This is a genomic window from Burkholderia theae, from assembly GCF_048565265.1.
Classification (GTDB): domain Bacteria; phylum Pseudomonadota; class Gammaproteobacteria; order Burkholderiales; family Burkholderiaceae; genus Burkholderia; species Burkholderia theae.
In genome coordinates, this window is sequence record NZ_CP183461.1 from 44,478 (window position 1) to 68,533 (window position 24,056).

Here is a 24,056-nt window from a genome sequence, read left to right on the forward strand (position 1 = left end):
TCAAAAACGCGTACGGATGCCCGACGTCAGTTCGAGCTGGTTCTTCGCGCCGAACGTCGACGACACCGTGTAGCCGCCATGCAGCTTCATGTAATCGCCGGCCAGGTACACCTCGGTGCGCTTGCTCAGGTGATAGAACACCGACCCGTAGATCGTCTCCTTGAAGCCGTTGCTGACGCCGTTGGTCAGGCTGAACGCGCCCAGGTTCGCGTTCGGCGTGAAGCCGTCGGCGTTGTTCGCGGCGTTCTTGATGCGCATCTGCTGGTAGCCGAGCTCGTAGTCGAGCGCGCCCTTCGGCGCGATCTTCATCGACACCGTCCACGAATCGTCGTGACGCTGGCCGAGCGCGCCCTGGTCGCCGTTGTAGCGGAAGTAGCCGGCATTCAGGCGCACGATGTCGAACGTGTAGTTGCCGCCGACCGAGAACGTCTGGTTCGTGTAGCCGCCGTTGTTCACGTGGTTGTAGAAGCCCGACACGTTGAACGGCCCGCCGTTGTAGCCGAGCGCGAGCTGGTACGCGGAGCCGGTCGCGAACTGCGTCGAGTTGCTGAACTGGTAGCCGGCGCTCGCGAAGATGCCGTTGTTGAACAGCTTCTTCCACGCGATGCCGTTGTTGTAGCGCGTGCCGGTCGGGCCGGCCGCGTAGAAGATCATCTGCTTGAAGTTGTTCGAGTTGGTCCAGCCGCCTTCCTCGGTCGTCAGTTTCGCGCTGCCGTACGGATCGCCGTAGATCGCCGCCGCGTCGCGCGCGATCGTGTTCTGGAAACCGGCCGTCAGCTTGCCGAAGCGCTCGTCCTCGACGCCGACCCATGCGTCGCGGTCGAAGATCTGGCCGCTGTCTTCCATCTGGCCGTTCGCGACCACGAATTCGCTTTCGAGGCGGAAGATGATCTTCGTGCCGCCGCCGATGTCTTCAGCGCCGCGCAGGCCCCAACGGCTGCCGCTGAACCACGGTTCGCCTGCGTTGCCCATCCCGATGACGTGATTGCCGTTCGCGTCGGCGTGGGTCCGGTAGGTCGGAAAGCTCAGGTCCATCAGGCCATAGAGCTGCACGCTCGACTGCGCATGCGCCTGGGTGCCGGCGCACAGGCCTGCCGCCGCGATGGAAAGGGCAAGGGTTTTTCGTTTCAAGATCGTCTCCTCCGAGCTGCCGCATTGAAATCTGGTCGTTGGCAGTACGCAATGTATGCCGACTCTTGCCGGCCACAGCGAGAGGGCCGACGCATAGCATCGTAGAGCGTGCAATCCTTCACGACGCTTTCCCGGACGCAAGAATCGGATCGGTGAAAACACCGAACGCGCAACAATCACGAATCGTGCAGGCGCGAGCAAGCGCACCTGCCGGGCAGCCGGCAGGCGTTCGGGCCATTTCGTGCTACGAATCGATGATCGGGACTGCGGACGAACGCCCGTCAGTCCTGCGCGCTCTTCGTGCGCAGGATGTAACCGAGCCCGCGCAGCGTGATGATCTCGGCCGTGCTGCCGGCGAGATGCTTGCGCAGCCGGTGGATGTAGATGTCGATCGCGTCGGCGCTCGGTTCGTCGTCGAGCGCGAACACGCTGTCCATCAGGCGCGCCTTCGACACGGTCTTGTTCTGCTGCAGCATCAGCGTTTCGAGGATCGCATGCTCGCGGCGGCGCAGCGCGAGCACCGCTTCGCCGCAGCGGAATTCGCGCGTGCCGAACGCATAGACGAGATCGCCGCACACGAGCTGGGTCGTGCCGACGCCGGCCTGCCGGCGGATCAGCGCGCGAATCCGCGCGACCAGCTCGCGCGACTCGAACGGCTTCACGACGTAATCGTCGGCGCCGGCGCCGAAGCAGTCGACCTTGTCGTCGACCGAGCCGTGCGCGGTCAGCATCAGCACCGGCACGTTGTCGTTGCGGCGCCGCAGCCGCGCGAGCACTTCCTTGCCGCTGATGCCGGGCAGGCGCATGTCGAGCAGCACGGCGTCGTAGCGCTCGGTCTTCAGCACCGTGTCGGCGCGCTCGCCGTCGCCGACGCAGTCGACCGCGAAATCCTCGCCGCGCAGCAGGTTCACGATCCAGTGCGCGAGTTCGGCGTTGTCTTCGACCAGCAGGAGTTTCATGACGACATCTCTTCAATCATAGGCGGGCAACCGCACCGTTACGACGATACCGCGATTGCCGGGCCCCGGCGCGAGCGACGCGCTGCCGCCGTGCGCCTGCGCGATCTCGCGGACGATCGCAAGCCCGAGGCCCGAGCCTTCGGTATCGGCCGACACGCGGTAGAAGCGCTTGAACACGTGCGGCCGCGCTTCGGCCGGGATGCCGGGGCCGTTGTCGACCACGTCGAGCACGATCGCGTCGCCGTCGCGCCGCGCGACCACCGTCACGCAGCCGCCCGGCTGCGTGTAGCGCACCGCGTTGTCGACGAGGTTCATCACCAGCGCGGTCAGCAGACTGTCGCTGCCCGCGACGTCGAGCCGTTCCCCGAGATCGGCGCCGAGGTCGATATCGCGCCGCTGCGCGAGCACGATCGTTTCCTCCAGCACGCTCGACACCACGGCCGCGAGGTCGACGCGATGGGTCAGGAGCGTCGACGGCGTCGCCTCCGCGTGCGCGAGCAGCAGCAGCTTGTCGGTCACGTCGGCCATCTTGCGGCTGCTGCGCTGCATGCTGTCGAGCACCGACGCGAGTTCCGGATCGTCGTGGTCGCGCCGCTGTGCGTACTGGATCTGCGTATCGAGCACCGCGATCGGCGTGCGCAGCTGGTGCGCGGCGTCCGCGATGAAGCGGCGCTGCGTGGCCGTGTGCATGTTGAGCCGCGCGATGCACTGGTTGATCGCGTCGACGATCGGCCGCAGTTCGTGCTGCAGCCGCTCGGGGCGGATCGGCTCCAGCTCCATCGGCCCACGGTCGGCGACATCGTCCTTCAGCTTCATCAGCGGACGCAGCTCCAAGGTCAGGCCGAGGTAGACGAGCACCACCGCGAGCATCAGCATCAGCGACAGGCGCACAAGCTGCGGCCGCCAGATCGTGTCGACCATCGCGTTGCGCGAACCCGTCGTCTTCGCGACGACGACCGTGACCGTCTCGACCTGACCCTCGTCGTACAGCTGGCGATCGTAGGCCACCGCACGCAGCGGCAGGCCGTCGAGCGCCGTGTCGTACAGCGTCGGCTCGACGCCGTGGCGCGCGGGCAGGTCGAGCGCCGGCGTGCCGGCGAGCAGGCGGTCGTGGCCGTCGATCACCTTGTAGAACACCGAATCGCGCGACGGCGATTCGAAGATCTCCAGCGCGGCCGGCGGCACGTCGGCGACCGGCAGCCCGTTGCGCCATTCGACGTCCTCGCCGATCGTGCGCGCGGACGCGACGAGCGCGCTGTCCTGCACGAGCCCGGCCGTGCGCCGCGCGGTGTCGTACGACATCGCGCCCGCGATCAGCACAAAGGCCGCGAGCGGCAGCAGCAGCCACCACAGCAGCCGCCCGCGCAGGCTGTGCGCCATCCTGTTGCGCTCCTTCTCGGAAATGCCGAACCGCGCCGGGGGCGCCGGCGCGGTCGGGGGTGTCATGTCATGCGTCCGGCGGCCGCGTTCAGAACGCGGCGGGGCGCCACTTCAGAAGCCGCTTCTCGAGCCAGGTCAGCAGATAGTCTGCGGCCAGCGCGACCACGGCCAGCACGATCATCGCCGCGAACACGCCGCTTGCGTTGAACGCACCCTGGGCGGTGGAGATTAGCAGGCCGATGCCCTGCTTGGAACCCAGGAATTCGCCGACCACCGCGCCGACCAGCGCGAAGCCGAAGCTCACGTGCAGGCTCGCGAGAATCCAGCTCAGCGCGGACGGGATCACGACTGCCGTGGTGATCTGCCGGCGCGACGCGCCGAGGATCTGCGCGTTCGCGATCAGGTAGCGGTCGGCTTCGCGCACACCCTGGAACGCGTTGCCGAACACCACGAAGAACACCATCACGACGGCGAGCGCGATCTTCGACGCCATCCCGAGGCCGAGCGCGATCACGAAGATCGAGCCGAGCACGACGCGCGGAATCGAGTTCGCGATCTGGATATACAGGCCGAACACGTCGGCCATCAGCTTGTTGCGGCCGAGCACGATCCCGCAGATCACGCCGGCAACCGAGCCGATCACGAAGCCGATCCCGGTTTCCTCGAGCGTGACCCACACCTGCGTGAGCAGCGGGCCCTGCGACGTGCCGTTCACGAACCAGTCCTGGATCTGTTCGAAGATCAGCGACGGCATCGAGAAGAAGAACGGATCGATCCACTTGAGCCGTGCGGCGAGTTCCCACCCGCCCAGCACCAGCACAAGCACGGCGATCCGCAGCCCGACGATCAGGTTGCGCCGGCGGCGCAGCCGGCGTTGCGCGGCGCGCTCGTCGTCCTCGAGCGTCGTCGCCGGAAGGGCGGTGGGGGGAAGCGTCATGTCGGTCATGCTCCTGTCCTTGCTGTTCTTTGCGTGCGGCGTATGCGTCAGCCGATCTGCACTTCTTCGCGCAGGTCGTGCCAGATGTCCTTGGAAATTTCGATGAAGCGCGGGTCGTAGCGAATCTCCGACGTGACGCGCGGGCGCGGCAGGTCGATCTCGTACACGCGCTTGAGCGTCGCGGGGCGCGCGGTCAGCACGAACACGCGGTCGGCGAGCGCGATCGCCTCCTCGAGATCGTGCGTGACGAACACGACCGAGCCCTTGTTCGCCGACCACAACTGCAGCAGCTCGTCCTGCATCAGCGTGCGCGTCTGCATGTCGAGCGCGGAGAACGGCTCGTCCATCAGCAGGATTTCCGGCTGGTTGATGAAGGTCTGCGCGAGCGCGACGCGCTTGCGCATCCCGCCGGACAGTTGATGCGGGTAGTGCTTCGTGAACTTGTCGAGGCCGACCTTGCGGATCCACTCCTCGGCCTGCGCGTACGCGACGTCCTTCGAGCGGCCGCGAAACAGCGGGCCCGCCGCGACGTTGTCGATCACGTTGCGCCACGGGAACACGGCGTCGGCCTGGAACACGAAGCCGATGCGCGGATCGATCCCGTCGACCGGGCGGCCCATCACGCGCACTTCGCCCGACACGGGCTTGAGCAGCCCGGTGATCAGGTTGAGCGTCGTCGACTTGCCGCAGCCGGTCGGCCCGACGATCGCGATGAACTCGCCGCGCGCGACGCTCATGCTGAAGTCGCGCAACGCGACGGTGGCCTTGCCTTCCGGCGAAATGAAGCGGCACGACACGTTGCGAAACTCGATCGCCGGTGTGCTCGGGGAGACAGCCTGATTCATCTCATTCGTCCTGCGGGTGAGGAAGGCGTCGCGTCGTGACGCAACGCCGGGCCGGTCAGCGGGCCGGAACGGGGAGCGCCCGGCGGCGGGATCGCCGCCGCCGGCGCCGATGCTTACTTCGCGTTCACGAAATCGTTCGTGTAGGTACGCGCCAGGTCGATGTGCTTGCCCTTCACCGACGGGTTGAACGCCGACAGCACCTTCAGTACGGTCGCCGGGCCGTCGGCCGGCATCTTCGCGTCGGCGGTGTACATCGGCAGCGACGCCTTCAGTGCCGTGACGTACAGCGCCTTGTCCTTCTGGTAGTCGGCCGGCATCTTCGCGGCGATATCCTCGGCGCTGTGCGTGTGGATGAACTGCATCGTCTTCGCGAACGCGTGCGCGAGCTTGGTCGCCTGCTCCTTGTGCGAATCGGCCCATGCCGACTGCACGTACAGGCTCGCGGCCGGGTAGGTGCCGCCGAGCGCCGCACGCGTGCCGTCGACGGTGCGCATGTCGACCAGCACCTTCGCGTCGCCCATCTTCTCGAGCGCGGACACCGTCGGTTCGGTCGTCATCCCGGCGTCGATACGGCCCTGCTTGATCGCGGCGATGAAGCTCGCGTCGGCGCCGACCGGCAGCATCGTGTACTGCGTCGACTGCACGCCGTGCGCGAGCGCGAGGTATTGCGTGAGGAAGCTCGTCGACGAGCCGAGGCCCGTCACGCCGAGCGTCTTGCCCTTCGCGTCGGCCATCGACTTGAAGGTCGGCGCGGCCTTGGTCGACACCATCTCGACTTCGCCCGGCACCTGGCCGAACACGGCGATCGCCTTGACGTCCTTGCCCTTGCTCTGCAGGTCGATGGTGTGGTCGTAGAAGCCGACGACGCCCTGCACGGCGCCCGCCAGCAGTTCGTTCTCGGCGTCGACGCCGGCCGGCTGCGACAGCAGCTCGACGTCGAGCCCTTCGGCCTTGAAGTAGCCGAGCTCCTGCGTGAGCCGCGCGGGCAGGTAGATCAGCTTCGCGATCCCGCCGACCATGATCGTGATCTTGCCGCCGTCATCGGCGAAAGCGGGGGCAGCGGCAAGCGCGCAGCTCAGACTGGCTGCAACGGCGAGGGTGCGCAGGATGGGTCGCATCGGGTCGTCTCCGTTCGTTGTATTCGTATGGCGCGATGCTTGCTGCATCGTCACGACGAGTATAGGGAGACGAAACCTTCCGCTACCTTTCGCGGGCCGGCGATTCCTTTAGGGGTTTTCCAGCAACGGGGGGCCGGAACGGGGAGCGCGGCACGCGACGGGTTCGCGTTTCGCGCGGCCGTGTGCGATCCACGGCGAACCGGTGCAGTTGCGGACCGGCAATCGATTTATCCGATTTGAATTAGGACGAGTTCGATAAATACGATAAACATGAATGGACAGGATCGTTATTGGCTTGTTCAGGTGGTTTTTCGTTGCGATATCCGCATAAGATCCTTAATTCCGGAAAACTCAATCAATAATAAATACACTTTCATTAAATAATCGCGGGCATTAAAGTCAGGCGTGGCGCACGCTTGGGTTCTTTGAGTGCTGTTTGATGCAGTCAGGCCGTATCGACAGGCGTCGTCATGTTTTTTGAAAAAACGCAATTCGAGATATGAAAACAATAACCGTCGCCGTGGCCGACGACCATCCGGTAGTCCTGGAATCGCTTGATCGACTGTTGCAACGGCATCCGCCTTTTCGCCTCGTGCATACCTGCCGCAGCGGCACGGAACTGATTGCCGCGCTGACGCGATCTCCTGTCGATATCGCCGTCGTCGACTATTCGATGAGCCGCGGCGAGCAGCCGCTCGACGGCCTCCCGCTGCTGCGCAAGCTGCGCGATATCGCGCCCCGCACGCGCTGCGTGATGTTCACCGCGCATTCGAATCCGAGCGTGCTTGCGGCCGCACTGAAGCTCGGCGTTGCCGCGATCGTCAGCAAGGATGACCCGCTCGCCGAGATCGTCGACGCGTGCCGGCGGGTCGGTACGGCCCGCGCGCGTTACCTGTCGCCGACGGCGCGGGCCGCCGTCGAGCGCGGCGAGGCGGGCACGCTCGGCGGGCACCCGGCGCTCACGGCGCGGGAGCTCGAAGTCGTACGGTTATTCGCATCCGGGCATACGCTGCAGGACATCGCGAAGCAGCTCGGCCGCTCGGTCAGCACCGTGTCGACGCAGAAATACACGGCGATGCGCAAGCTGCAGGCCGATTCGAACACCCACCTGATTCGTTACGCGTACGAAATCGGGCTGATCTGACGGCGCGGTCATTTGTACGTGACCGTGAAGGTGGCCGAGCTGTTCGCGATGCCCGGCTTCGCGGTCGCACCGGTCTGGTAGTAGCGGGCCGACAGCGGCACCGAGAAGGTCGCGGACGCCGACGGCGAGTCGCTGACCTTCCACGGCGTGCCGAGCTCGACGGGCGTGTCGTCGCCCTTGAGCAACTGGATGCCGACACCGGAGGCCGTGCTCGTCGACGACAGCGCCAGCACGCCTTTCGATGCATCGACTGCCTTGCCGTCCAGCGTCAGGTTGACTTCGAACGCGCCCGCCACGCCGGTATCGCAGCGCAGGCCGATCGCGAAGCCCTTCGATTTCGACGTCGAGCCGGCGCCCGAGCCGATGCCGGACGACGCGCTCAACGCATGGGCCCCGAGGTCGACCGACACCGACGGGGTGGTCGTCGTGCAGGTCGTCGACTGGAACGAGATGTTGTCGAAGCCGTACATCAGGTAGCGGGTTGCGTCGGCGGTCGAGTTGTTCGGGCCGCCGATCAGCACCGTCAGGACCGACAGCACCGGAAACGGCTTCGCGACCGACGGTGTCGCGCCGCTCTTGACCAGCTCGACGTCCACTTTCGCGGTAACGGCAGTCTTCCCGATCGACTTGATCGTCGTGCCCATCGGCAGCGACGACGTGCCGTGCCCGCGGTTGCCGTCGTAGGTCACGTAAAGCGCAAGCCCGTTGGCCGTCAGGTCCGGGTCGTCCGCCCATCGATACAGCGTGGCCTCGACGGCCTTGCTTCCGGGTACCTTCATCCAGCAACTCGCGGCGATCTCGATGCCTTCCTTGCTCCACAGCACGGTGCCGATCGGGGCGTCCGCCGAGATCTTGAAGCTGGACGGCAGCTCGCCGAGCTTCGACGACGACGTGTTGACGCAGGTGGCCGTGGACGCGTGCGTATTGCCGACGCCGGCCGCGCACAGCACCAGCGCGCCGAGCGCCATTCGAAGGCCGGCGCCGCGATTCCCGTCGCGACCGCACGGGTGCGGGTGCGGGCTTCTATTCATTCTGCGGTGTTCCATCACGATTCTCCTGCCGGGGCGCGCCGGACCTCGGGCGCGTCCGCGGGTGGGTTGTCCAGTTCGCAGGGCGCCTCGATGCGCTCGATGCCGATCGGCGCCGCGCGTTGCTCCAGCGGCGGCAGCGCGACCCGGATCGTGCACCGCCACGCATCGGCGTGCCCCCATTTCACGGTCAGCGTGTCGTTCGGCTCGGATAGCCGGGCGTAGACCTGGCCACCCTGCGACACGATCCCGACGTTGTTGCCGCGCCCGTCGAACACCGGTGCGCCGAACGGCAGTTCCGTGCCCGCCGGCGCCGCCGCATGGATCAGCAGCGGGCGGCCCGTCACCGTCGGATAACGCAGCATCACGATCGCCCCCTGGCGCGGCGCGACCTGCTGGCTCGTCGTCTGCAGCTCGACGTCGGCCGGCAGGCCGCGCGGGTCGATCTCGACCTGGTTCACGCGATACGGGCTCAGGTACGGGACGACCGCGTAGCCGCGCCGGTCGAGACGGATGCCGCTGTAGCCGGCCACGGTTGCGCCGCCGGCGGCCGGCGCCGCGACGACGGCCATTGTGTCGGCCGTATACGGGACGGCCGTCACGCCGCCCGGATGGGCGACGACCGTGCCGCTGACGCCGAGCGATGCCGACCCGTAGTCGTTGCCCTTGCCGAGCATCCCCTGCAGTGCGGCGACCGGCGTCCGGTACTGACCCGAGACCGTGCCCGAGTAGGTCGCGTCGGCATTGCGTGCCGCGGAAACCGAGTAATTGCCCTCGTACGCCGCGCCGACGAAACCGGTCGCGGTTGCCGTCGACGTGAAGCCGTTCAGGCTGTCGCGCGCGGCATAGACGCTCAGTCGCGGCGATCGCGCGCTCGCGCCGAGCGGGACCGACACGCTCAGCATCGCCTGCGTATCGGCGTTGCCGCCGGACGCGAGCGAGCGGTTCACGGATACCGTGTAGTCGAACTGGCGGTAGCGGTTGCTGTAGCTGACCTGGAATTGCGTGTCGGTGCCGCTGCGTGTCCAGTAGTTCTGCGTGTAGCCGCTCACGTACAGCTGGCCCCAGCGCTCGCCGAGCGGCTGCGCGGCGGTGACCGACACGCGGTTGCGCGCGCGCCACGCGGGTCGCGCGGCCGCGCCGGTCAGGTTGCGTTTCGCGTTGTCGACGAACGTGAGCGCATTGCCGAAGTCGAGGTACCCCGACGACGAGAAGCGATAGGCAGCCACCGACAGGTTGCTGTTCGTCGCGTCGATCGTCTTGCTGTACGTGACGCGCACGCTCGACCCGCGCGTCCGCTGCCCGTATGCCGACGTGAACGCGCCGGACACGTCGAGCGCCAACGCGCCCAGCGGCGTGTTGAACGCACCTCCGGCGAGCACGTTCCGGTAGTGCTCGTTCGCGAGCACGCCGCCGTACAGCGTCAGCAGGTTGTTCACGCCGCGGCTGTAGGTCGCCTGCACCACGCGCGGCGTGTACGACAGGTCGACGTTGCGCACGGTGCCCGCGACGAAACCGAACCGGCTGCGCCCCGGCCGCAGCGATTGCGCGACCGCCGCGTACGGCACGCTGAAGGTGCGCTCGCTGCCATCCGCCTCGGTGACGGTGACGACGAGGTTGCCGCCATAACCGGTCGGGAACAGGTCGTCGATCACGAACGGGCCCGGTGGCACCGCCGTGTCGTAGATCACCGCGCCGTTCTGGCGGATCTTCACGCGCGCGCTGGTGTTTGCGATGCCGCGCACGACCGGTGCGTAGCCGCGCTGCGAATCGGGCCACATCCGGTCGTCGGTCGCGAGCTGCACGCCGCGGAACGCGAACGTATCGAACAGCTCCCCGGACGTGTTCGCGTCGCCGATCCGCACGCGCGCCGTCAGTGCCGACAGGTCGCGCTGTACGTAGGTATTCGCCACGCTGTAGTGGCGGCCGCCGTGCTGCTGCCAGTTCAACGCGCCGTCGTGGCGAAAATACCAGCCACCGACGTTGATGCCCGCATTCAGGCCGACGTACGCGGTGGTCGCGCCTTGGCCGTGCGTGACGTTGCGGTACAGGTTCGTGTTGTAGCCGACCCAGCCGGCCGTCACGCCGTCGTCCCACCGTGACGGATCGACGTAGCCGCGCGCCGAGCGCCGCAGCAGCGCCTGCGGGATCTGCACGTCGAGGCGCGCCGCGCCTGCATCGAACGACGCGGTTGCGCCGGGCAGCAGCGCTTCGAGCGGCTGGCACGCGTCGGCCGCATCGAGCAGTGCGAGCGCGCCGGGTGCGAACCGTCCCGGGTCCGCATTGAACTTGTCCAGCAGCGGGCGGCCGATGCATACCTGCGCGACGTCCGGGCGCACCTCGCGTACCGTCACGTCGTCGCGGCCGAGCATGACGCCGTTCAGGTAGATATCCGAACGATACTGGCCGGGCCAGACCGGATTGCCCTGTTCGTAGCGCGACAGGTCGAGCCCGCCGGGTGGCGATGCGACGAGGTCGGGATTGAAGCGCACGGCGCCGGCGCCAGTCCCGGCCTCGCCGATCCTCGGCGGCCGGTCGTCGGCGGGTTCGGGTTCGTGCTCGCTTGCGGCGGCGCCGAGCGGCAGCGCCGAACACGCGAGCAACGCCATTGCGTACGATCGGCGCGGGACGGGCACGGCCAGGCGGGCGCACCACCTCGTTGCACGGTCAGCGCGTTCCATGAAATTCGCTCCAGATACTCGAATTGAACGTGTCGCGCACGGGGCGGCGCCCCGGCGCTGAAGATGTCGGCCTCGCGGTGCGGACGGCGCAGCTAGCGGGTGTCGTCGAGCACCGCCTGCCACTCGACGCCGGTGCCGAAGTCATTGATCGTCGAATAGTCGAACTTCGTGCCGGGCGGCAGCGCCGGCAATGCCGCATCGAGCGGAAAGACGTGCGATGCCTGCGGCGCGATCATTGCACCGTCGCTGAGCGAGAAAGTGCGACCGCCGTGCACGATGCGCGCCGACAGCACGACGACGTTGTAAGGCGTCGGATTCGTCGCGCGCAGCGCGTGACCTTTGCCATCCGGCGCGGTCGCGAGCGACCACTTCAGTTGCCTCGCGGCGGCAATGGCGCCGTCCGCGTTCAGTCCGACCGGCCGGAAGAACAGCTTGATCCGCGAGCGAAACGCGAGCTGCAGCACGGTGGTGGACTGCGTCTCGTCGACGCCGGGCGGCACGTCCAGCACGTTCAGCCAGTACACCGATTCGCGATCCTGCGGCAGTGCGTCGCCGGTGTAGACGATCCGCACGGTTTGCCCCCGGCCGGGGTCGATCCGGAACACGGGCGGCATCAGCACGAACGGCACCTTCGTGGTGCCGGGTCGTGCGCGTGGGTCGCCGTCGTCGAGCCACGTCTGCACGAGCGCGGGTTGCGCGCCGTTGTTGTCGAGCTTGACGGTCACTTCACGGTCGCCTGCCGGGTAGATCACGCGGGTGCCGGACACGATGACGCTCGCCGCGGCCTGCTGCGCGAAGCACACGAGCGCGGCGCAGATGCACAGCGAGAACTGGCGCAAAAGGGACGGGAGAATCGGAATCATCATATGTAGCGCGATGGGCAGGGAACGCCGGCGGCCGGCGCACCCTGCGGCACGGTCATGCCGGCGACACCCGCGGTGCCGCCGGCCGATATCGCCGCGACGCGTGCTGCCCGTCGCGGCAGCCTGGGGATCAGAGGTAGTCGATCGAGTAAGTGACCGACGTGCTCACGCCGCCGGCGGTCGCCACGCCCTGCGCGTAGTACTGCGCGCCGTAGACCATCGTGGCGCTGTTGTTGGCGATCGGCACCGAGGTCTTGCCCGGGTCGCGCTGGCTGGTGTCGCCCGCCTTCAGCGCATTGCCGTCCATGTCGATCAGCTGCACGGACACGTTGTTGGCCGCGTTGATGACCGCCCGGTTGGTCAGCGTGCCGTCCGCGGTGTTCACGTTCGGGCCGGCTTCGAAGAAGGTGCGCACCGACTTGCCGGTCGCGTTCGTGCAATTGCTGAGCGCGATCGTGAAATGGGTCGCGCCGGTGATTGCGCCCTTCGACGACAGCGTGCTCGCACTCACGCCAGGCAGCCCGACCGTGCCGTTGTTGGTGCCGTTGTTGATCTTGACGTCGCAGGTCGCGCCGCTCAGCGTGCCCGTGATGTTCACGGTGCCGTCGTACGCATGCGCGGTAAGCGGCGCGAGCGCCATCGCGGCGGTGACCGCCGACGCCAGGGTTAGTTGCTTGATCATGGTCTGCTTCCTCGGTGATTTGCTCGAAAAAACTCCGCCGGCCGTTCAACGATCCGGTCGGATAAATTTAGCTTTCCAGGAAAGGGCGCCACAATCGCAAACGATCCAGAAATGCCGCGTTTTCCATTGAATCAGCATTCCTGAATATCGAGACAACGTGGCGCCCGTTCTGGCAGCGCGCCGGCTATCGCACTGCGCGCCGCAGTACCGCCAGCGAGACGGCGATTGCCGTCACGCCCACCGCGACGGCAATCTTGCCGAGCGTCCCGACTGCCTCCGTCCCGCTGTTGTCCGACGGGAACGGATTGACCCACGGCTCGCGCGGCTCGCGCGGCGCGAACAGGTTGTTGAGCCAGCCGACAAGATCGCTGGACGACAGACCGCCGGATACGGCCGCACATTCCGCATGGTGCATTTCACGCATGATGTTTGCCCTCTGGAAAAAATTGGAATGGATAAACGGGCCCGCCGCGCATCACTTCGGTGCCGGCAGGTTCGGGTCGAACAGGCCTTCCATCACGCGATTGAAGACCCTGAGCGTCTGCGCCACGCCATTGACGAGGCCGTATGCCTTGCCGCCGATCACGCCGAGCGCTGCGCCCGCGATCAGGCCGACACCCGCGCTGAGGATGCCGAAGCCCAGGATCCCGCCCTGGCTGCCGCCCGTCGCCGCGCCCTTGAAGCCGCCGGCGACCAGGCCGGCCGTGGCGCCGAGCAGCGCTGCACCGACGGTGCCGAAAAAGCCGCCGCCGCTCACTTCATGGCATTCCACCGTGGTCAACTCACGCATTTGCGTTTCTCCTTGTTACTGCTGGGTGCCGATCGCGCAAGGCCGGATCGGCATCGGCCGTCTCGCCGCCCGTCGGGCGGCCAAGTGCTTCGCAACGCCGCAGCGTTACGCCGGCTCGGGCGCGACGCGCGCGTCGACGGGTAGCTCATGGACTGCGCCGCCCGCGATCTCGATTACGCGATCCGCGCTGCGGATCGTTTCCGGACGGTGCGCGATGATGATCCGCGTGACGTTCATCGCCCGCACCGCATCGTTGATCAGGCGTTCGCGCGCGAGATCGAGATGGCTCGTCGCTTCGTCGAGCACCAGGATCGCCGGCTGGCGATAGAACGCGCGGGCGAGCAGCACGCGCTGGCATTGCCCGCCCGACAGCGACGACCCCATGTCGCCGACGAGGCTCCGGTAGCCCATCGGCATCGCGACGATGTCGTCGTGGATCTGTGCGAGTCGCGCGGCCCGCTCGACGCGCGCGTCGTCGGGCTGCGGGTCGAAGAAGCCGATGTTGTCCGCGATCGAGCCCGCGAACAGGATGTCGTCCTGCATCACGCAGCCGATCCGGTCGCGATACGGATGCAGGCCGAGCTTGCGGATGTCGATGCCGTCGACCTGCACGCTGCCGTGCTCCGGCGCGAGCAGACCGAGCAGCAGCTTCGCCATCGTCGTCTTGCCGTGGCCCGACGGGCCAACCAGCGCGACCGATTCGCCGGGCGCGATCGAGAATGAACAGCCGTCGAGCACCCATGGCTCGGTTTCCGCGTAGCGGAAGCGCACGTCTCGCACGTCGATCGCGGGTGGCGTTGCATGGCCCGCCCGCGGCGGCCGCACGACCTTCGCCTCCATGTCGGCTTCGACGTCGGTCAGCACGATGTCGGCGAGACGCTCGCCGTGCAGGCGCAGCATCCTGAAGTCGATCAGCGTGCCGATCAGCCCGGCGCCGCGCGCCATGAACTGGTCGGCAAAGCTGACGAACGCGACCAGCATCCCGGCCGAGAACTGCCCGTCGAGCACCTGCTTCGCCGCCAGCCAGACGAGCACCACGCGGCCTGCCCCGGAAATCACGCCCTGCAGCGTCGAGAAGCCGATCGACAGCCGCTCGATCGCGACGTGCTTGTTGGTGGTTTCGACGACTGCGTTCGCATAGGTGGCGACGCGCGCTTCCTGCTTGTTCGCGAGCTTGATCGCCTGCACGCCGCGGATCGATTCGAGCAGGTTCGACTGCGCGCGCGCCGCGTAGACGATCTGTTCCTCGTTCGCCTGCCGGAACGGCCGGTACGCGATCCAGCGTATCGCGCCGTACGCGGCGAACAGGCCGAGCACGAGCCACGTGAGCGAAGGGCTGTAGACGAACAGCATCGCGAGCGTCGCGATCGCCATCACGCCGTCGAGCAGCGCGCCGATGAACTGCGTGGTCAGCGTGGCCTGGATCGTATTGATCGCGCCGAATCGCGACACCACGTCGCCGATATGGCGCTGCTCGAAATACGCCATCGGCAGCCTGAGCAGGTGCGCGCAGACGTTGGCGGTCCACTGCACGCCGAGCAGGCTCGAGAACCACGTCACCACCCATGAGCGCAATGCCGACACCGCGTTCTGGAACAGCACGACGAGCAGGAAGCCGATGCCGAGCAACGTCAGCAGGTCCGCATCGGCCGACACCAGCACCTGGTCCATCACCCACTGCATGTAGAACGGCGTGGCGATGCCGAACACTTCCAGCGCCGCCGACAGCAGCAACACCTGCGCGAACGTCGTGCGGAGGCCCGTGACGCCGCCGACGAGCTTCGTCATCGAGATCGCCTCGCGCGCCTGCGTGCGCTCGAACGACGGCGACGGCATCAGCTCCAGCGCGACGCCGGTGAAGTGCTCGGACACTTCCGCGAGTGGCACGTCGCGACGCCCGCGCGCCGGATCGTGGATCGTGATCCGGCCGCGCGACACCGACTTCAGCACGACGAAGTGGTTCATGTCCCAGTGCAGGATGCACGGGCGGCGCAGCTTGCCCAGTTCGTCGAGTTCGAGCCGCAGCGCGCGCGACGCGAGGCCGAGCCGGTACGCGATCAGCATCACGTCGTTGAGGGTCGCCCCCTTCAGCGACGGACTGAAGCGTCGGCGCAGGCTGACGAGGTCGAGGTCGTGGCCATAGTGGCTCGCGACCATCCCGACGCACGCGAGCCCGCATTCGGCCGCCTGCGTCTGCAGGATCACCGGCAGGCGGCGGCGCCAGCCGAATTGCAGCGCATCGATCCATTTCATGATTGAACGGGCTCCGTGACGAATGCGTTGAGGGTGCGCATCAGGCCGACACGCGGCGACCGAGCGCATACAGCGGCTCAAGCACCCACTCGACCAGCCGGCGCCGGTCGATCAGCACGTCGGCCTCGAGCGCCATCCCGGGCCGCAGCGCCTCGCGCTTGCCGTACGCGACGATGTCCTGGCGATCGAGCGCGACGACGATGCGGTAGAGCTGCTCCGGTACGTTGGCGCGCCCGGTCAGGTTCGCGACTTCCTGCGGCGACAGCGCGGTACGCGACACCTCGGTCACGCGCCCGAACTGCTGGCCGAATTTCTGGAACGGGTACGCCTCGTAGCGCAGCACGACGCGCGCGCCGGTGCGCACGAAGCCGATCGCACGGCTCGGCACCATCAGCTGCGCCTCGAGCGGCGCGCCTTGCGGCAACAGCGACACCGCCGACTGGCCCGCATTGACGATCTGCCCGGGCTTCGCGAGCAGCGCGGCCACGACGCTTGCCTGCGGTGCGCGCAGGATGACCGTGCGACGCGCTTCGTTCTCGGCGATCGACTGCTCGACGTCCGCGAGCTTGCGCTCGATGTCGTTCTGCTGGTTGCGGGTGGTGAGCGGCAGCTCGCGCAGCTGCTGGCGGGTCTGGTCGAGTTGCTGGCCGACGTCGAGCCGCAGGCGGGCAAGCTCCTGCAGCCGCGCCCGCGCGTCGAGCAGCACGCCTTCCTGCTGCTCGACCTGGCTGTTCGACGCATAACCCTGTTCACGCATCGACTGCAGCTTGTCGAGCTGGTGTTGCGCGAGTTCGGCCTGGCGCAGCCGCTGCGCGTTCTGCCGCGCGATCTGCGTGAGCTGGTCGTCCAGCGCCGCCGCGCGCGTGCGCAGGCCGCGCTGCGCTTCGCCGCTCAGTTGCGACTGGCTGGTCAGATCGGTCTCCAGGCGCGAGCGCTGGAACTTCAATTGCCGGGCAACCGTTTCGCGCGTGCCGCCCAGTTCGGTCGCCACTTCAGCCGAGATCGCCAGCAGTTCCGCACCGGCCGCCACCGCCTGTCCTTCGCGCACGCGCGTGCCGACCACGGTGCCCGTCAGCGGCGGCGCCACCGTCAGCAGCCCCGTCGCCGGCAACAGCTGGCCGGTCACGCGCTCGCGCTTCGTGTAGCTGCCGAACACGAAAAACGCGACGACCACGAGCGTCAGTGCGGTCGCGACGCCGATCGTCAGCCAGCGCCAGGGCGGCGAATACAGGCTGACGCTACCCATCAGCTTGTGCCGGGTCGCGTCGAGCGCTTCCTGACGGAACAGGGAATCGGTCATGAGCGGACTCCCGCGGCAGGTGCCGGGCCGTCGGCGCGGCAGCCGATGGCGGCCACGTCGTCGTCGCCGAGCGTGCCGAGCGAGGCGGACAGTTGCAGCCGCGCACGCAGGTAGCGGTAGCGCGCGTCGGCGAGATCGCGGATCGCTTCGAAATAGCGCTGCTGCGCATTCAGTTCGTCGATCTGCGTGCGCAGCCCGACTTCGCGCCCGAGGCGGGTCGACTTCACCTTGCTGTCGGCCGACGCGAGCGCGCGCTCCTGCGCGCGGATCAGCGCGATGCCGTTGGTGATGCCGAGATACGCGGCACGGGCGTGCTCGCGGGCCTTGCGGCGCGCATCCTCGAGCGCGTCGCGCGCCTGGTCGCGCCGGCGGTAGGCTTCGCGGCTCGCCGACAGCGGGCCGCCGCCGGCGAACAGCGGGATCGTGACCGTCACGCCGATCATCGACGAGCGGGTTTTCGACGTCGTCCCGAACACGGTGTCGAGCCCGTTCTCGTTGGCGCCGCGGCTCCAGTTCGTGCCGTAGCTCGCCTGCAGGTTCACGACCGGCAGGTGCGCGCCCGTCGCGGCGACGATGTCGGCCCGCGACTGGTCGAGCTGCTTGCCGGCGATCCGCACGTCGACGTTGTCGCGGGCCGCGTCGTCCATCGCGGTCGCGAGATCGACCGGCGCGGCCTGCGGCGCGCATTGCCACGAGATCGGCGCCAGCTCGGCCGCCGTCAGCCCGGTGATTCGCTGCAACGTGCCGCTCGCGATCGCCAGATCGGTTTGCGCGCTCACCGTGCGCGCCAGCGCTTCGTCGAGATTCGCGCGCGCCTCGTCGACGTCGGTCCGCGTGCCGTCGCCGATTCGCAGTGCGGCCTGCGCCTGATCGAGTTGCTTATGGAATGCCTGCTGCGCGGCTTCGGCGGCCTGCAACACTTCGCGTCCGAACAGGACGTCGAAATAGGCGCCGGCGACATCGGTAATCAGGGTTTGCGACGCTTTCTCGTACTCGATGTCCGCCTGCTCGGCGAGCGTGCCGCCGCGCTTGAAATCGGCGACGCGGGACACGTCGAACAGCGGCTGCGTGACGGTTGCGGAAGCGCTGTGACGGCGGACCGCCGCCGCGTACGCGGCGGTGGGCTGGTCCTGCTTCGTGTAGCTGCCGTTGAGCTCCGCACGCGGCAGCAGGCCTGCGAGACCTTGCCAGCGTTTCTCGCGGCCGGCGAGCTGCGCGTTGCGCGCCGCGCCGATGCCCGCATCGAAGCGCCGCGCCGCGTTCACCGCGTCGAGCAGGTCGGCCGCGTGCGCCGGCCATGCGGCGCCGAGCCAGCCGAGAACGGCCACCAGCCGGAAGGATCGTGTCGAAATCATCTGCCTGTACGCGCCGCTGCCTGTCGGTCGGTCGCGGGAACCGCGGCGAGGTCACGCCGCAAAGCAGAGGATTATTCAGTCAGACGCGGCGACAAGATATCGACGTTCGTCCATTTCGATATCGAACCGCATTACGTTCACTGCACGGTGATGTGCCAGACGCGACGGGGCAGGTGCATCAGCGCCAGCCGATCAGCACGCGCCCCATCGCGTCGAGCCCCATGTCGTACAGGTGCGACACGAACGGCACGAGGTTCGGCACCATCAGTTGCACGAGCAACAGCCCGACCAGCATCGTGACGGGAAAGCCGATCTGGAACACGCCGATCTGCGGCGCCGCGCGGTTCAGGATGCCGAGCGCGAGGTTCGCGATCAGCAGCGCCGCGACCACCGGCAGCGCGAGCAGCAGCCCCATCTCGATCACGACCGTGCCGAACGCGGCGAGCGTGCGCCAGCCGGGCGCATGCAGCAGGTCGGCCGACACCGGCAGCGACTGGAACGACGCGGCGAGCGCGGCGAACACCTGCAGATGGCCGTCCAGCGCGAGGAACGCGAGCATCGCGACCGCGTTCAGGAAGCGGCCCATCACGGGCGTCGCGCCGCTCGTGTGCGGGTCGAAGAAGGTAGCGAAGCCGAGGCCCATCGACAGCCCGATGAAGTCGCCGGCCGCCTCGACGGCCGCGAACACGATCTGCATCGTGAAGCCCATCGCGACGCCGATCAGGAACTGCGTGACGACGATCCAGATGCCCTGCGCGGAGAACACGGTGACGTCCGGCATCGCGCCGAGGGTCGGCGCGACGACCAGCGCCATGAACGCGGCGAGGCCGATCTTGACGCGCACGGGCACCGCCGCGTGGCCCACGACCGGCGCGGTCGCGACCAGCGCGAGCATTCGCACGAACGGCCACAGGAAGGCAGTGAGCCAGCCGTTGAGCTGCGCGTAGGTAACCGAGAACATCGCCGCCGGGGGGAGCGCGGCTCAGCCGGCGCCGAGCGTCGCGACGTGCAGCAGCGTCTGCCGCAGGTAGTCGAGCATCGTCGTCAGCATCCACGGGCCGGCGATCACGAGCGTCGCGGCGACCGCGAGCAGCTTCGGGATGAACGACAGCGTCGCCTCGTTGATCTGCGTCGCGGCCTGGAACAGGCTCACGACGAGGCCGACCGCGAGCGCGACCAGGAGAAGCGGGGCGGCGAGCAGCAGGCCGACCATCATCGCCTGGTGCGCGAGGGTCATCACTTGTTCGGGGGTCATCGCGCGATTCCTCCGCGGCTTACGTAAAGCTCTGCGCGAGCGAGCCGATCAGCAGCTGCCAACCGTCGACCAGCACGAACAGCATCAGCTTGAACGGCAGCGACACGGTGGACGGCGACACCATCATCATCCCCATCGACATCAGCACGCTCGCGACGACCATGTCGATGATCAGGAACGGAATGAAGACCGTGAAGCCGATCTGGAAACCCGTCTTCAGCTCGCTCGTGACGAACGCGGGCACCAGCAGCGACAGCGGCACGTCCTCGGGCCCCTGCATCGGCGCGGCCTTCGAGATCTTCGCGAACAGCGCGAGATCGGTCTCGCGGGTCTGCTTCAGCATGAAGGTCTTGAACGGCGCGACGCCGCGCTGCACGGCCTGCTCCATCGGCATCGAGCCGTCGGAGAACGGCTTGTAGCCGTCGTTGTAGGCACGGTCGAGCACCGGCGACATCACGAAGAAGGTGAGGAACATCGCGAGGCCGACGAGCACCTGGTTCGGTGGCGTCGTCGCGGTGCCGAGCGCCTGGCGCAGCAGCGACAGCACGATGATGATGCGCGTGAAGCTCGTCATCATCAGCAGCATCGCCGGCAGGAACGACAGCATCGTGAGCAGCAGCATCGTCTGCACGCTCAGCGAATAGGTGGTGCCGCCGTGCGGGCCGGGGCTCGCGTTGAACGCGGGCAGGCCGTTCGCCTGCGCGCAGGCGAGCGCGGGGGCCAGGCAGAGGATCAGCGCGGGCGCGAAGCGCGCCGCGCGACGCAGGAATTCGTGTTTCATCGGAATGCGGAAACGGAAAGAGGGCGCGGCGCCATGTCAGCGGTCCTTGCCGCGACCGAGGCGTTTCGCGGCTTCGCCCGCGAGTGCGTCGCGAAACCGCGAACCGAACGTGCCGGGCAGGCCGGCGTCGGACGGTGCGGCGCCGGCAGGTGCATCGGCCGATGCCACCGTCGCGGTGGCCGCCGCCGTGCCGGCCGGCAGCGTATGCAGCAGCCGCACGTTGCCCGGCGCGACGCCGAGCACGAGCCAGGTGTCGCCGATCTCGACGATCGTCGCGCTTTCCTTCGCGCCGAGCCCGACGCTCGACACGACCTTCAGCGGGCCGCCGCGTCGCGCGGGCTGGAAGCCGAAGCGGCGCGCGAGCCACGCGCACGCGAACACGAGACCGATCACGACCGCGAGCCCGACGAGCGTCTGCAGCACCGCGCCGATGCCGAGCGACGGCGCGGCCGAACCGACCATCACGCTCGACGCGATCGAACCGGCGTGGTTCACCGCGTTCATGTCGGCGGCGCCGGCCGGCGCGCAAGCGAGCGTCGCGACGACGGCAGCCGCCGCCGCGATCGCGATGCGCACGCGGCGGCCGGGCTTCGCGACGTTCATCGATTCAGCTTCCGGATGCGTTCGGCCGGGGTAATGATGTCGGTGAGACGGATGCCGAACTTGTCGTTGACGACCACGACCTCGCCCTGCGCGATCAGGCAGCCGTTCACGAGCACGTCCATCGGCTCGCCGGCCATGCCGTCCAGCTCGACCACCGAACCCTGCGCGAGCTGCAGCAGGTTGCGGATCGCGATCTTCGTGCGGCCGAGCTCCACGGTCATCTTGACCGGGATGTCGAGAATCATCTCGATGTCGTTGTGCGTCGAGCTCGCCGCGGCCTTCGACAGCGGCTGGAACACGCCGGCGCCCGTCGCGCCCGGCTGCACCGGCTGCTGGTTCTGCTCGGCGAGCGCGGCGGCCCAGTCGTCGATGCCCTGATCCTCTTCCGCCGCGGCCGGTGCCGCCTGAGCGGCGGCGGCCGATGCCGCGAGGGCCGCATCGGCCATCGCTTGCACGTCGTCCTCGGGCGTCTGGTTCAGCTCACTCATATCCACCTTCCTTCATCGTATCGCCCGCGCTGATCATCTTCTGCACGCGCAATGCATATTGACCATTGAAAATTCCGTAGCCGCATTCCATCACCGGCACGCCGTCGACCTTCGCGGTGATCGTGTCGTCGATCTCCAGCGGCAGCACGTCGCCCGCGCGCAGGTTCAGGATCTTCTCGAACGTCGACGAGATCTCGGCGAGATTCGCGCTCAGCTCGACCTCGGCGGCCTGCACCTGCTGCGACAGCACGCGCACCCAGCGGCGGTCGACTTCGAGCGCCTCGCCCTGGATCGGCGAACTGAGCACGTCGCGGATCGGCTCGATCATCGAGTACGGCATGCAGATGTGCAGCGTGCCGCCCGTCGGCCCGAACTCGATCGAGAACTGCGTGACGATCACGATCTCGTTCGGCGTCGCGACGTTCGCGAACTGCGTGTGCATCTCGGAGCGCACGAATTCGAACTGCAGCGGCCGCACGCTCTTCCATGCGGTCGCGTAGTGCTCGAACACGAGGTTCAGCAGCTTGCCGATGATCCGCTGCTCGGTGGCCGTGAAATCGCGGCCCTCGACGCGCGTGTGAAAGCGCCCGTCGCCGCCGAACAGGTTGTCGACGACGAAGAACACGAGGTTCGGGTCGAACACGAACAGCGACGTGCCGCGCAGCGGCTTCACGTGCACGAGGTTCAGGTTCGTCGGGATCGGCAGGTTGCGGGTGAACTCGCTGTACTTCTGCACCTTCACCTGGCTCACGGAGATTTCCGCCGTGCGCCGCATGAAGTTGAAGATGCCGATCCGCAGCAACCGCGCGAAGCGGTCGTTGATGATCTCGAGGCCGGGCATCCGGCCGCGGACGATTCGCTCCTGCGTGGCGATGTTGTAGGGACGGACGCCCGACGTGTCGCGCTGCTCGTCGACCGTATCGGCTTCGCCCGTGACGCCCTTGAGGAGGGCATCGACCTCCTCCTGGGACATGAACTCCTGGTGGCCCATGCGCGCTCCTTTCGCGGCCGCGTTACTGGACGACGAATTCGGTAAACAACACGTCGTCGACCTTCGCGCGCTGGTTGCCCGGCTGCGTCGGCTGCTCGATCAGGTCCCGCAGTTCCTTCGCGAGCGAACGTTTGCCGTCCGGCGTCGCGAGTTCCTCGGGATGCTTGTTCGACAGCGCGAGCAGGATCCGGCTGCGGATCTCCGGCATCCGCGCGGTCAGTTGCTCCTGCGCCTTCGGGTCGGTGAGCTTCAGCGACAGGCCGACGCGCAGGTAATGCTGCGCGCCGTCGTCCGACTGCAGGTTCACGGTCAGCGGGTCGAGCGGGAAGAACACCGGCGCGGCAAGCGGCGCCGGCTCGGCGGGTGCGCTCGCATGGCCGACACCTTCCTTGCTCAGGAACACGTACATGCCGCCGGCGGCGGCGGCGGCCGCGCCGAGCGCGATGACGGCGATGAGCGCGATGCGCTTGAACTTGCCGGAGGAAGCCGGCTTGTCGGCGGTCGGGTTTGCGGTCGTGGAGGCCATGTGAATGCGTGCGTGATGTCTCGTAGCATGCATTGTTCGGCATCCGGGCCGAGCCCGATGGGCGGAAAAGAGGGGGGATTTGCGGCTATCTCAGCCGATTGTCGGCCGCGTGTCGGCTCGATGCAGGGTGCGGGCGGCGGCGCCACGCGTCATGCCGGGCGCGGCCGAGGGCGGCCCGGCATGCCAGGCGGGCGTCGGCCGCCCGGCGCGGGCCGTCAGATCGGCAGCAGCGTGAGCAGCGGCGCGATCAGCACCATCGCGACGCCGGCGATCATCATCGTGAGGCTCGACACGACGCCTTCCTCGCTGCCGATCTCGCGCGCCTTCGCGGTGCCCACGCCATGGGCGGCCGCGCCGAACAGCGCGCCGCGCGCGAGCCGCGTGCGCATCGGCACGAGCGCCAGCACGATCTCGCCGAGCAGCATCCCGCAGATGCCGGTCGCGATCACGAACAGGGCCGTGAGGTCCTTCGGCGCATGGATCTTGTCGGACACGGCGAGCGCGAACGGCGTCGACACCGAGCGCGTCATCAGCGAGCGCTGCAGTTCGGGCGACAGGTGCAGCAGTTTCGCGAGCAGCAGCGACCCGCACACGCCCGCGCCGATCCCGACCGCGACGCCGACCGACAGCGACAGCCAGTGCCGGCGGATCAGGTCGCGATATTCGTAGATCGGCACCGCGAACGCGATCGTCGCCGGGCCGAGCAGCCACATCAGCCAGCGCGTGTCGCGGAAGTAGACCGAATACGGGATGCCGGTCAGCAGGACGAGCAGCACCAGCACGCCCGGCACGAACACGAGCGGCGAGAACAGCAGCGTCTTCTTGTACGCGTAGAGCCGCTTCGACGCGACATACAGCACGACCGTCAGCACGAAGCAGCCGAACGAGATCGCGGTATTCACGTGGTCGGCGGACAGGTTGGACAGCAAGGCAGGCATGCGCGGCT

General features: G+C 67.8%; 24 protein-coding genes. 1 reads left to right on the top strand and 23 read right to left on the bottom strand.

Annotation, left to right across the window (positions count from 1 at the left end):
* The 6 genes from ACN22W_RS00180 to ACN22W_RS00205 form a co-directional block, all read right to left on the bottom strand.
* Positions 1 to 1,131 carry a porin gene (locus ACN22W_RS00180; RefSeq protein WP_419685652.1) on the bottom strand — a complete coding sequence of 377 codons (1,131 nt, stop codon included), beginning with the start codon at positions 1,129 to 1,131 and terminating at the stop codon, positions 1 to 3.
* 281 nt (positions 1,132 to 1,412) lie between these two features.
* Positions 1,413 to 2,090 (bottom strand): response regulator, encoded by a 678-nt coding sequence (locus tag ACN22W_RS00185; protein ID WP_129513322.1) that lies wholly within the window; start codon positions 2,088 to 2,090, stop codon positions 1,413 to 1,415.
* Positions 2,091 to 2,102: 12 nt separating this feature from the next.
* Positions 2,103 to 3,470: a sensor histidine kinase gene (locus ACN22W_RS00190; protein WP_343494423.1), complete on the bottom strand. Its 1,368-nt coding sequence runs from the start codon at positions 3,468 to 3,470 to the stop codon at positions 2,103 to 2,105.
* Between the two features lie 88 nt (positions 3,471 to 3,558).
* The gene (locus ACN22W_RS00195; RefSeq protein WP_129513323.1) at positions 3,559 to 4,416 is read right to left on the bottom strand and encodes an ABC transporter permease; all 858 of its coding nucleotides are present in this window, start codon (positions 4,414 to 4,416) and stop codon (positions 3,559 to 3,561) included.
* Positions 4,417 to 4,454: 38 nt separating this feature from the next.
* Positions 4,455 to 5,252: an ABC transporter ATP-binding protein gene (locus ACN22W_RS00200; RefSeq protein ID WP_048247995.1), complete on the bottom strand. Its 798-nt coding sequence runs from the start codon at positions 5,250 to 5,252 to the stop codon at positions 4,455 to 4,457.
* Between the two features lie 113 nt (positions 5,253 to 5,365).
* Positions 5,366 to 6,370, bottom strand: coding sequence for an ABC transporter substrate-binding protein (locus ACN22W_RS00205; RefSeq protein ID WP_048247994.1), 1,005 nt, complete (start codon positions 6,368 to 6,370; stop codon positions 5,366 to 5,368).
* Between the two features lie 499 nt (positions 6,371 to 6,869).
* On the opposite strand from ACN22W_RS00205, the gene ACN22W_RS00210 reads away from it, so the two are divergent.
* Positions 6,870 to 7,514, top strand: coding sequence for a response regulator (locus ACN22W_RS00210; protein ID WP_419685653.1), 645 nt, complete (start codon positions 6,870 to 6,872; stop codon positions 7,512 to 7,514).
* A gap of 8 nt (positions 7,515 to 7,522) precedes the next feature.
* Here ACN22W_RS00210 and ACN22W_RS00215 read toward each other — a convergent pair whose 3' ends face one another.
* The 17 genes from ACN22W_RS00215 to ACN22W_RS00295 form a co-directional block, all read right to left on the bottom strand.
* Positions 7,523 to 8,545 carry a fimbrial protein gene (locus ACN22W_RS00215; RefSeq protein WP_419685655.1) on the bottom strand — a complete coding sequence of 341 codons (1,023 nt, stop codon included), beginning with the start codon at positions 8,543 to 8,545 and terminating at the stop codon, positions 7,523 to 7,525.
* Positions 8,546 to 8,559: 14 nt separating this feature from the next.
* Positions 8,560 to 11,151, bottom strand: a complete 2,592-nt coding sequence (locus ACN22W_RS00220; RefSeq protein ID WP_419685656.1) for a fimbria/pilus outer membrane usher protein — start codon at positions 11,149 to 11,151, stop codon at positions 8,560 to 8,562.
* A gap of 164 nt (positions 11,152 to 11,315) precedes the next feature.
* Positions 11,316 to 12,089 (bottom strand): fimbria/pilus periplasmic chaperone, encoded by a 774-nt coding sequence (locus tag ACN22W_RS00225; RefSeq protein ID WP_419685658.1) that lies wholly within the window; start codon positions 12,087 to 12,089, stop codon positions 11,316 to 11,318.
* Between the two features lie 127 nt (positions 12,090 to 12,216).
* The gene (locus ACN22W_RS00230; protein WP_419685660.1) at positions 12,217 to 12,768 is read right to left on the bottom strand and encodes a fimbrial protein; all 552 of its coding nucleotides are present in this window, start codon (positions 12,766 to 12,768) and stop codon (positions 12,217 to 12,219) included.
* Positions 12,769 to 12,952: 184 nt separating this feature from the next.
* On the bottom strand, positions 12,953 to 13,192 hold the full coding sequence (locus ACN22W_RS00235) for a hypothetical protein (RefSeq protein WP_059866657.1): 240 nt from the start codon (positions 13,190 to 13,192) through the stop codon (positions 12,953 to 12,955).
* A gap of 51 nt (positions 13,193 to 13,243) precedes the next feature.
* On the bottom strand, positions 13,244 to 13,558 hold the full coding sequence (locus ACN22W_RS00240) for a hypothetical protein (protein WP_419685662.1): 315 nt from the start codon (positions 13,556 to 13,558) through the stop codon (positions 13,244 to 13,246).
* A gap of 105 nt (positions 13,559 to 13,663) precedes the next feature.
* Positions 13,664 to 15,811, bottom strand: a complete 2,148-nt coding sequence (locus ACN22W_RS00245) for a peptidase domain-containing ABC transporter (RefSeq protein WP_419685663.1) — start codon at positions 15,809 to 15,811, stop codon at positions 13,664 to 13,666.
* 40 nt (positions 15,812 to 15,851) lie between these two features.
* Positions 15,852 to 17,111 carry an HlyD family secretion protein gene (locus tag ACN22W_RS00250; protein WP_419685665.1) on the bottom strand — a complete coding sequence of 420 codons (1,260 nt, stop codon included), beginning with the start codon at positions 17,109 to 17,111 and terminating at the stop codon, positions 15,852 to 15,854.
* Positions 17,108 to 18,466, bottom strand: coding sequence for a TolC family outer membrane protein (locus ACN22W_RS00255; protein ID WP_419685667.1), 1,359 nt, complete (start codon positions 18,464 to 18,466; stop codon positions 17,108 to 17,110). The genes ACN22W_RS00250 and ACN22W_RS00255 overlap by 4 nt, the downstream gene beginning before the upstream one ends.
* Before the next feature lie 178 nt (positions 18,467 to 18,644).
* Positions 18,645 to 19,427 carry a flagellar biosynthetic protein FliR gene (fliR, locus tag ACN22W_RS00260; RefSeq protein WP_129513324.1) on the bottom strand — a complete coding sequence of 261 codons (783 nt, stop codon included), beginning with the start codon at positions 19,425 to 19,427 and terminating at the stop codon, positions 18,645 to 18,647.
* Positions 19,428 to 19,448: 21 nt separating this feature from the next.
* The gene (gene fliQ, locus ACN22W_RS00265; RefSeq protein ID WP_006401718.1) at positions 19,449 to 19,721 is read right to left on the bottom strand and encodes a flagellar biosynthesis protein FliQ; all 273 of its coding nucleotides are present in this window, start codon (positions 19,719 to 19,721) and stop codon (positions 19,449 to 19,451) included.
* Between the two features lie 19 nt (positions 19,722 to 19,740).
* Positions 19,741 to 20,502 carry a flagellar type III secretion system pore protein FliP gene (fliP, locus tag ACN22W_RS00270; protein WP_048247991.1) on the bottom strand — a complete coding sequence of 254 codons (762 nt, stop codon included), beginning with the start codon at positions 20,500 to 20,502 and terminating at the stop codon, positions 19,741 to 19,743.
* A gap of 36 nt (positions 20,503 to 20,538) precedes the next feature.
* The gene (gene fliO, locus ACN22W_RS00275) at positions 20,539 to 21,105 is read right to left on the bottom strand and encodes a flagellar biosynthetic protein FliO (RefSeq protein WP_419685671.1); all 567 of its coding nucleotides are present in this window, start codon (positions 21,103 to 21,105) and stop codon (positions 20,539 to 20,541) included.
* Positions 21,102 to 21,593: a flagellar motor switch protein FliN gene (gene fliN, locus ACN22W_RS00280; RefSeq protein ID WP_412022752.1), complete on the bottom strand. Its 492-nt coding sequence runs from the start codon at positions 21,591 to 21,593 to the stop codon at positions 21,102 to 21,104. Before fliN ends, fliO begins: the two co-directional genes overlap by 4 nt.
* A complete protein-coding gene (gene fliM / locus ACN22W_RS00285) occupies positions 21,586 to 22,584 on the bottom strand; it encodes a flagellar motor switch protein FliM (RefSeq protein WP_129513327.1) in 999 nt (332 codons plus the stop codon). The genes fliN and fliM overlap by 8 nt, the downstream gene beginning before the upstream one ends.
* A 22-nt stretch (positions 22,585 to 22,606) precedes the next feature.
* Entirely contained in the window at positions 22,607 to 23,143 is a 537-nt protein-coding gene (gene fliL / locus ACN22W_RS00290; RefSeq protein WP_069746340.1) for a flagellar basal body-associated protein FliL, read from the bottom strand.
* 182 nt (positions 23,144 to 23,325) lie between these two features.
* Positions 23,326 to 24,048, bottom strand: coding sequence for an LrgB family protein (locus ACN22W_RS00295; protein WP_193097370.1), 723 nt, complete (start codon positions 24,046 to 24,048; stop codon positions 23,326 to 23,328).
* Positions 24,049 to 24,056: the final 8 nt, after the last annotated feature.

Coding starts and splice junctions, on each gene's coding strand:
- ACN22W_RS00210 (WP_419685653.1), top strand. CDS start 6,870: ATGAAAACAATAACCGTCGCCGTGGCCGACGACCATCCGGTAGTCCTG.
- ACN22W_RS00240 (WP_419685662.1), bottom strand. CDS start 13,558: ATGCGTGAGTTGACCACGGTGGAATGCCATGAAGTGAGCGGCGGCGGC.
- fliR (WP_129513324.1), bottom strand. CDS start 19,427: ATGTTCTCGGTTACCTACGCGCAGCTCAACGGCTGGCTCACTGCCTTC.
- ACN22W_RS00195 (WP_129513323.1), bottom strand. CDS start 4,416: ATGACCGACATGACGCTTCCCCCCACCGCCCTTCCGGCGACGACGCTC.
- fliQ (WP_006401718.1), bottom strand. CDS start 19,721: ATGACCCCCGAACAAGTGATGACCCTCGCGCACCAGGCGATGATGGTC.
- ACN22W_RS00245 (WP_419685663.1), bottom strand. CDS start 15,811: ATGAAATGGATCGATGCGCTGCAATTCGGCTGGCGCCGCCGCCTGCCG.
- fliL (WP_069746340.1), bottom strand. CDS start 23,143: ATGCATGCTACGAGACATCACGCACGCATTCACATGGCCTCCACGACC.
- fliO (WP_419685671.1), bottom strand. CDS start 21,105: ATGAACGTCGCGAAGCCCGGCCGCCGCGTGCGCATCGCGATCGCGGCG.
- ACN22W_RS00295 (WP_193097370.1), bottom strand. CDS start 24,048: ATGCCTGCCTTGCTGTCCAACCTGTCCGCCGACCACGTGAATACCGCG.
- ACN22W_RS00200 (WP_048247995.1), bottom strand. CDS start 5,252: ATGAATCAGGCTGTCTCCCCGAGCACACCGGCGATCGAGTTTCGCAAC.
- ACN22W_RS00235 (WP_059866657.1), bottom strand. CDS start 13,192: ATGCGTGAAATGCACCATGCGGAATGTGCGGCCGTATCCGGCGGTCTG.
- fliP (WP_048247991.1), bottom strand. CDS start 20,502: ATGAAACACGAATTCCTGCGTCGCGCGGCGCGCTTCGCGCCCGCGCTG.
- ACN22W_RS00215 (WP_419685655.1), bottom strand. CDS start 8,545: ATGAATAGAAGCCCGCACCCGCACCCGTGCGGTCGCGACGGGAATCGC.
- ACN22W_RS00185 (WP_129513322.1), bottom strand. CDS start 2,090: ATGAAACTCCTGCTGGTCGAAGACAACGCCGAACTCGCGCACTGGATC.
- ACN22W_RS00220 (WP_419685656.1), bottom strand. CDS start 11,151: ATGGCGTTGCTCGCGTGTTCGGCGCTGCCGCTCGGCGCCGCCGCAAGC.
- ACN22W_RS00225 (WP_419685658.1), bottom strand. CDS start 12,089: ATGATGATTCCGATTCTCCCGTCCCTTTTGCGCCAGTTCTCGCTGTGC.
- ACN22W_RS00205 (WP_048247994.1), bottom strand. CDS start 6,370: ATGCGACCCATCCTGCGCACCCTCGCCGTTGCAGCCAGTCTGAGCTGC.
- fliN (WP_412022752.1), bottom strand. CDS start 21,593: ATGAGTGAGCTGAACCAGACGCCCGAGGACGACGTGCAAGCGATGGCC.
- ACN22W_RS00190 (WP_343494423.1), bottom strand. CDS start 3,470: ATGGCGCACAGCCTGCGCGGGCGGCTGCTGTGGTGGCTGCTGCTGCCG.
- ACN22W_RS00250 (WP_419685665.1), bottom strand. CDS start 17,111: ATGACCGATTCCCTGTTCCGTCAGGAAGCGCTCGACGCGACCCGGCAC.
- fliM (WP_129513327.1), bottom strand. CDS start 22,584: ATGGGCCACCAGGAGTTCATGTCCCAGGAGGAGGTCGATGCCCTCCTC.
- ACN22W_RS00255 (WP_419685667.1), bottom strand. CDS start 18,466: ATGATTTCGACACGATCCTTCCGGCTGGTGGCCGTTCTCGGCTGGCTC.
- ACN22W_RS00230 (WP_419685660.1), bottom strand. CDS start 12,768: ATGATCAAGCAACTAACCCTGGCGTCGGCGGTCACCGCCGCGATGGCG.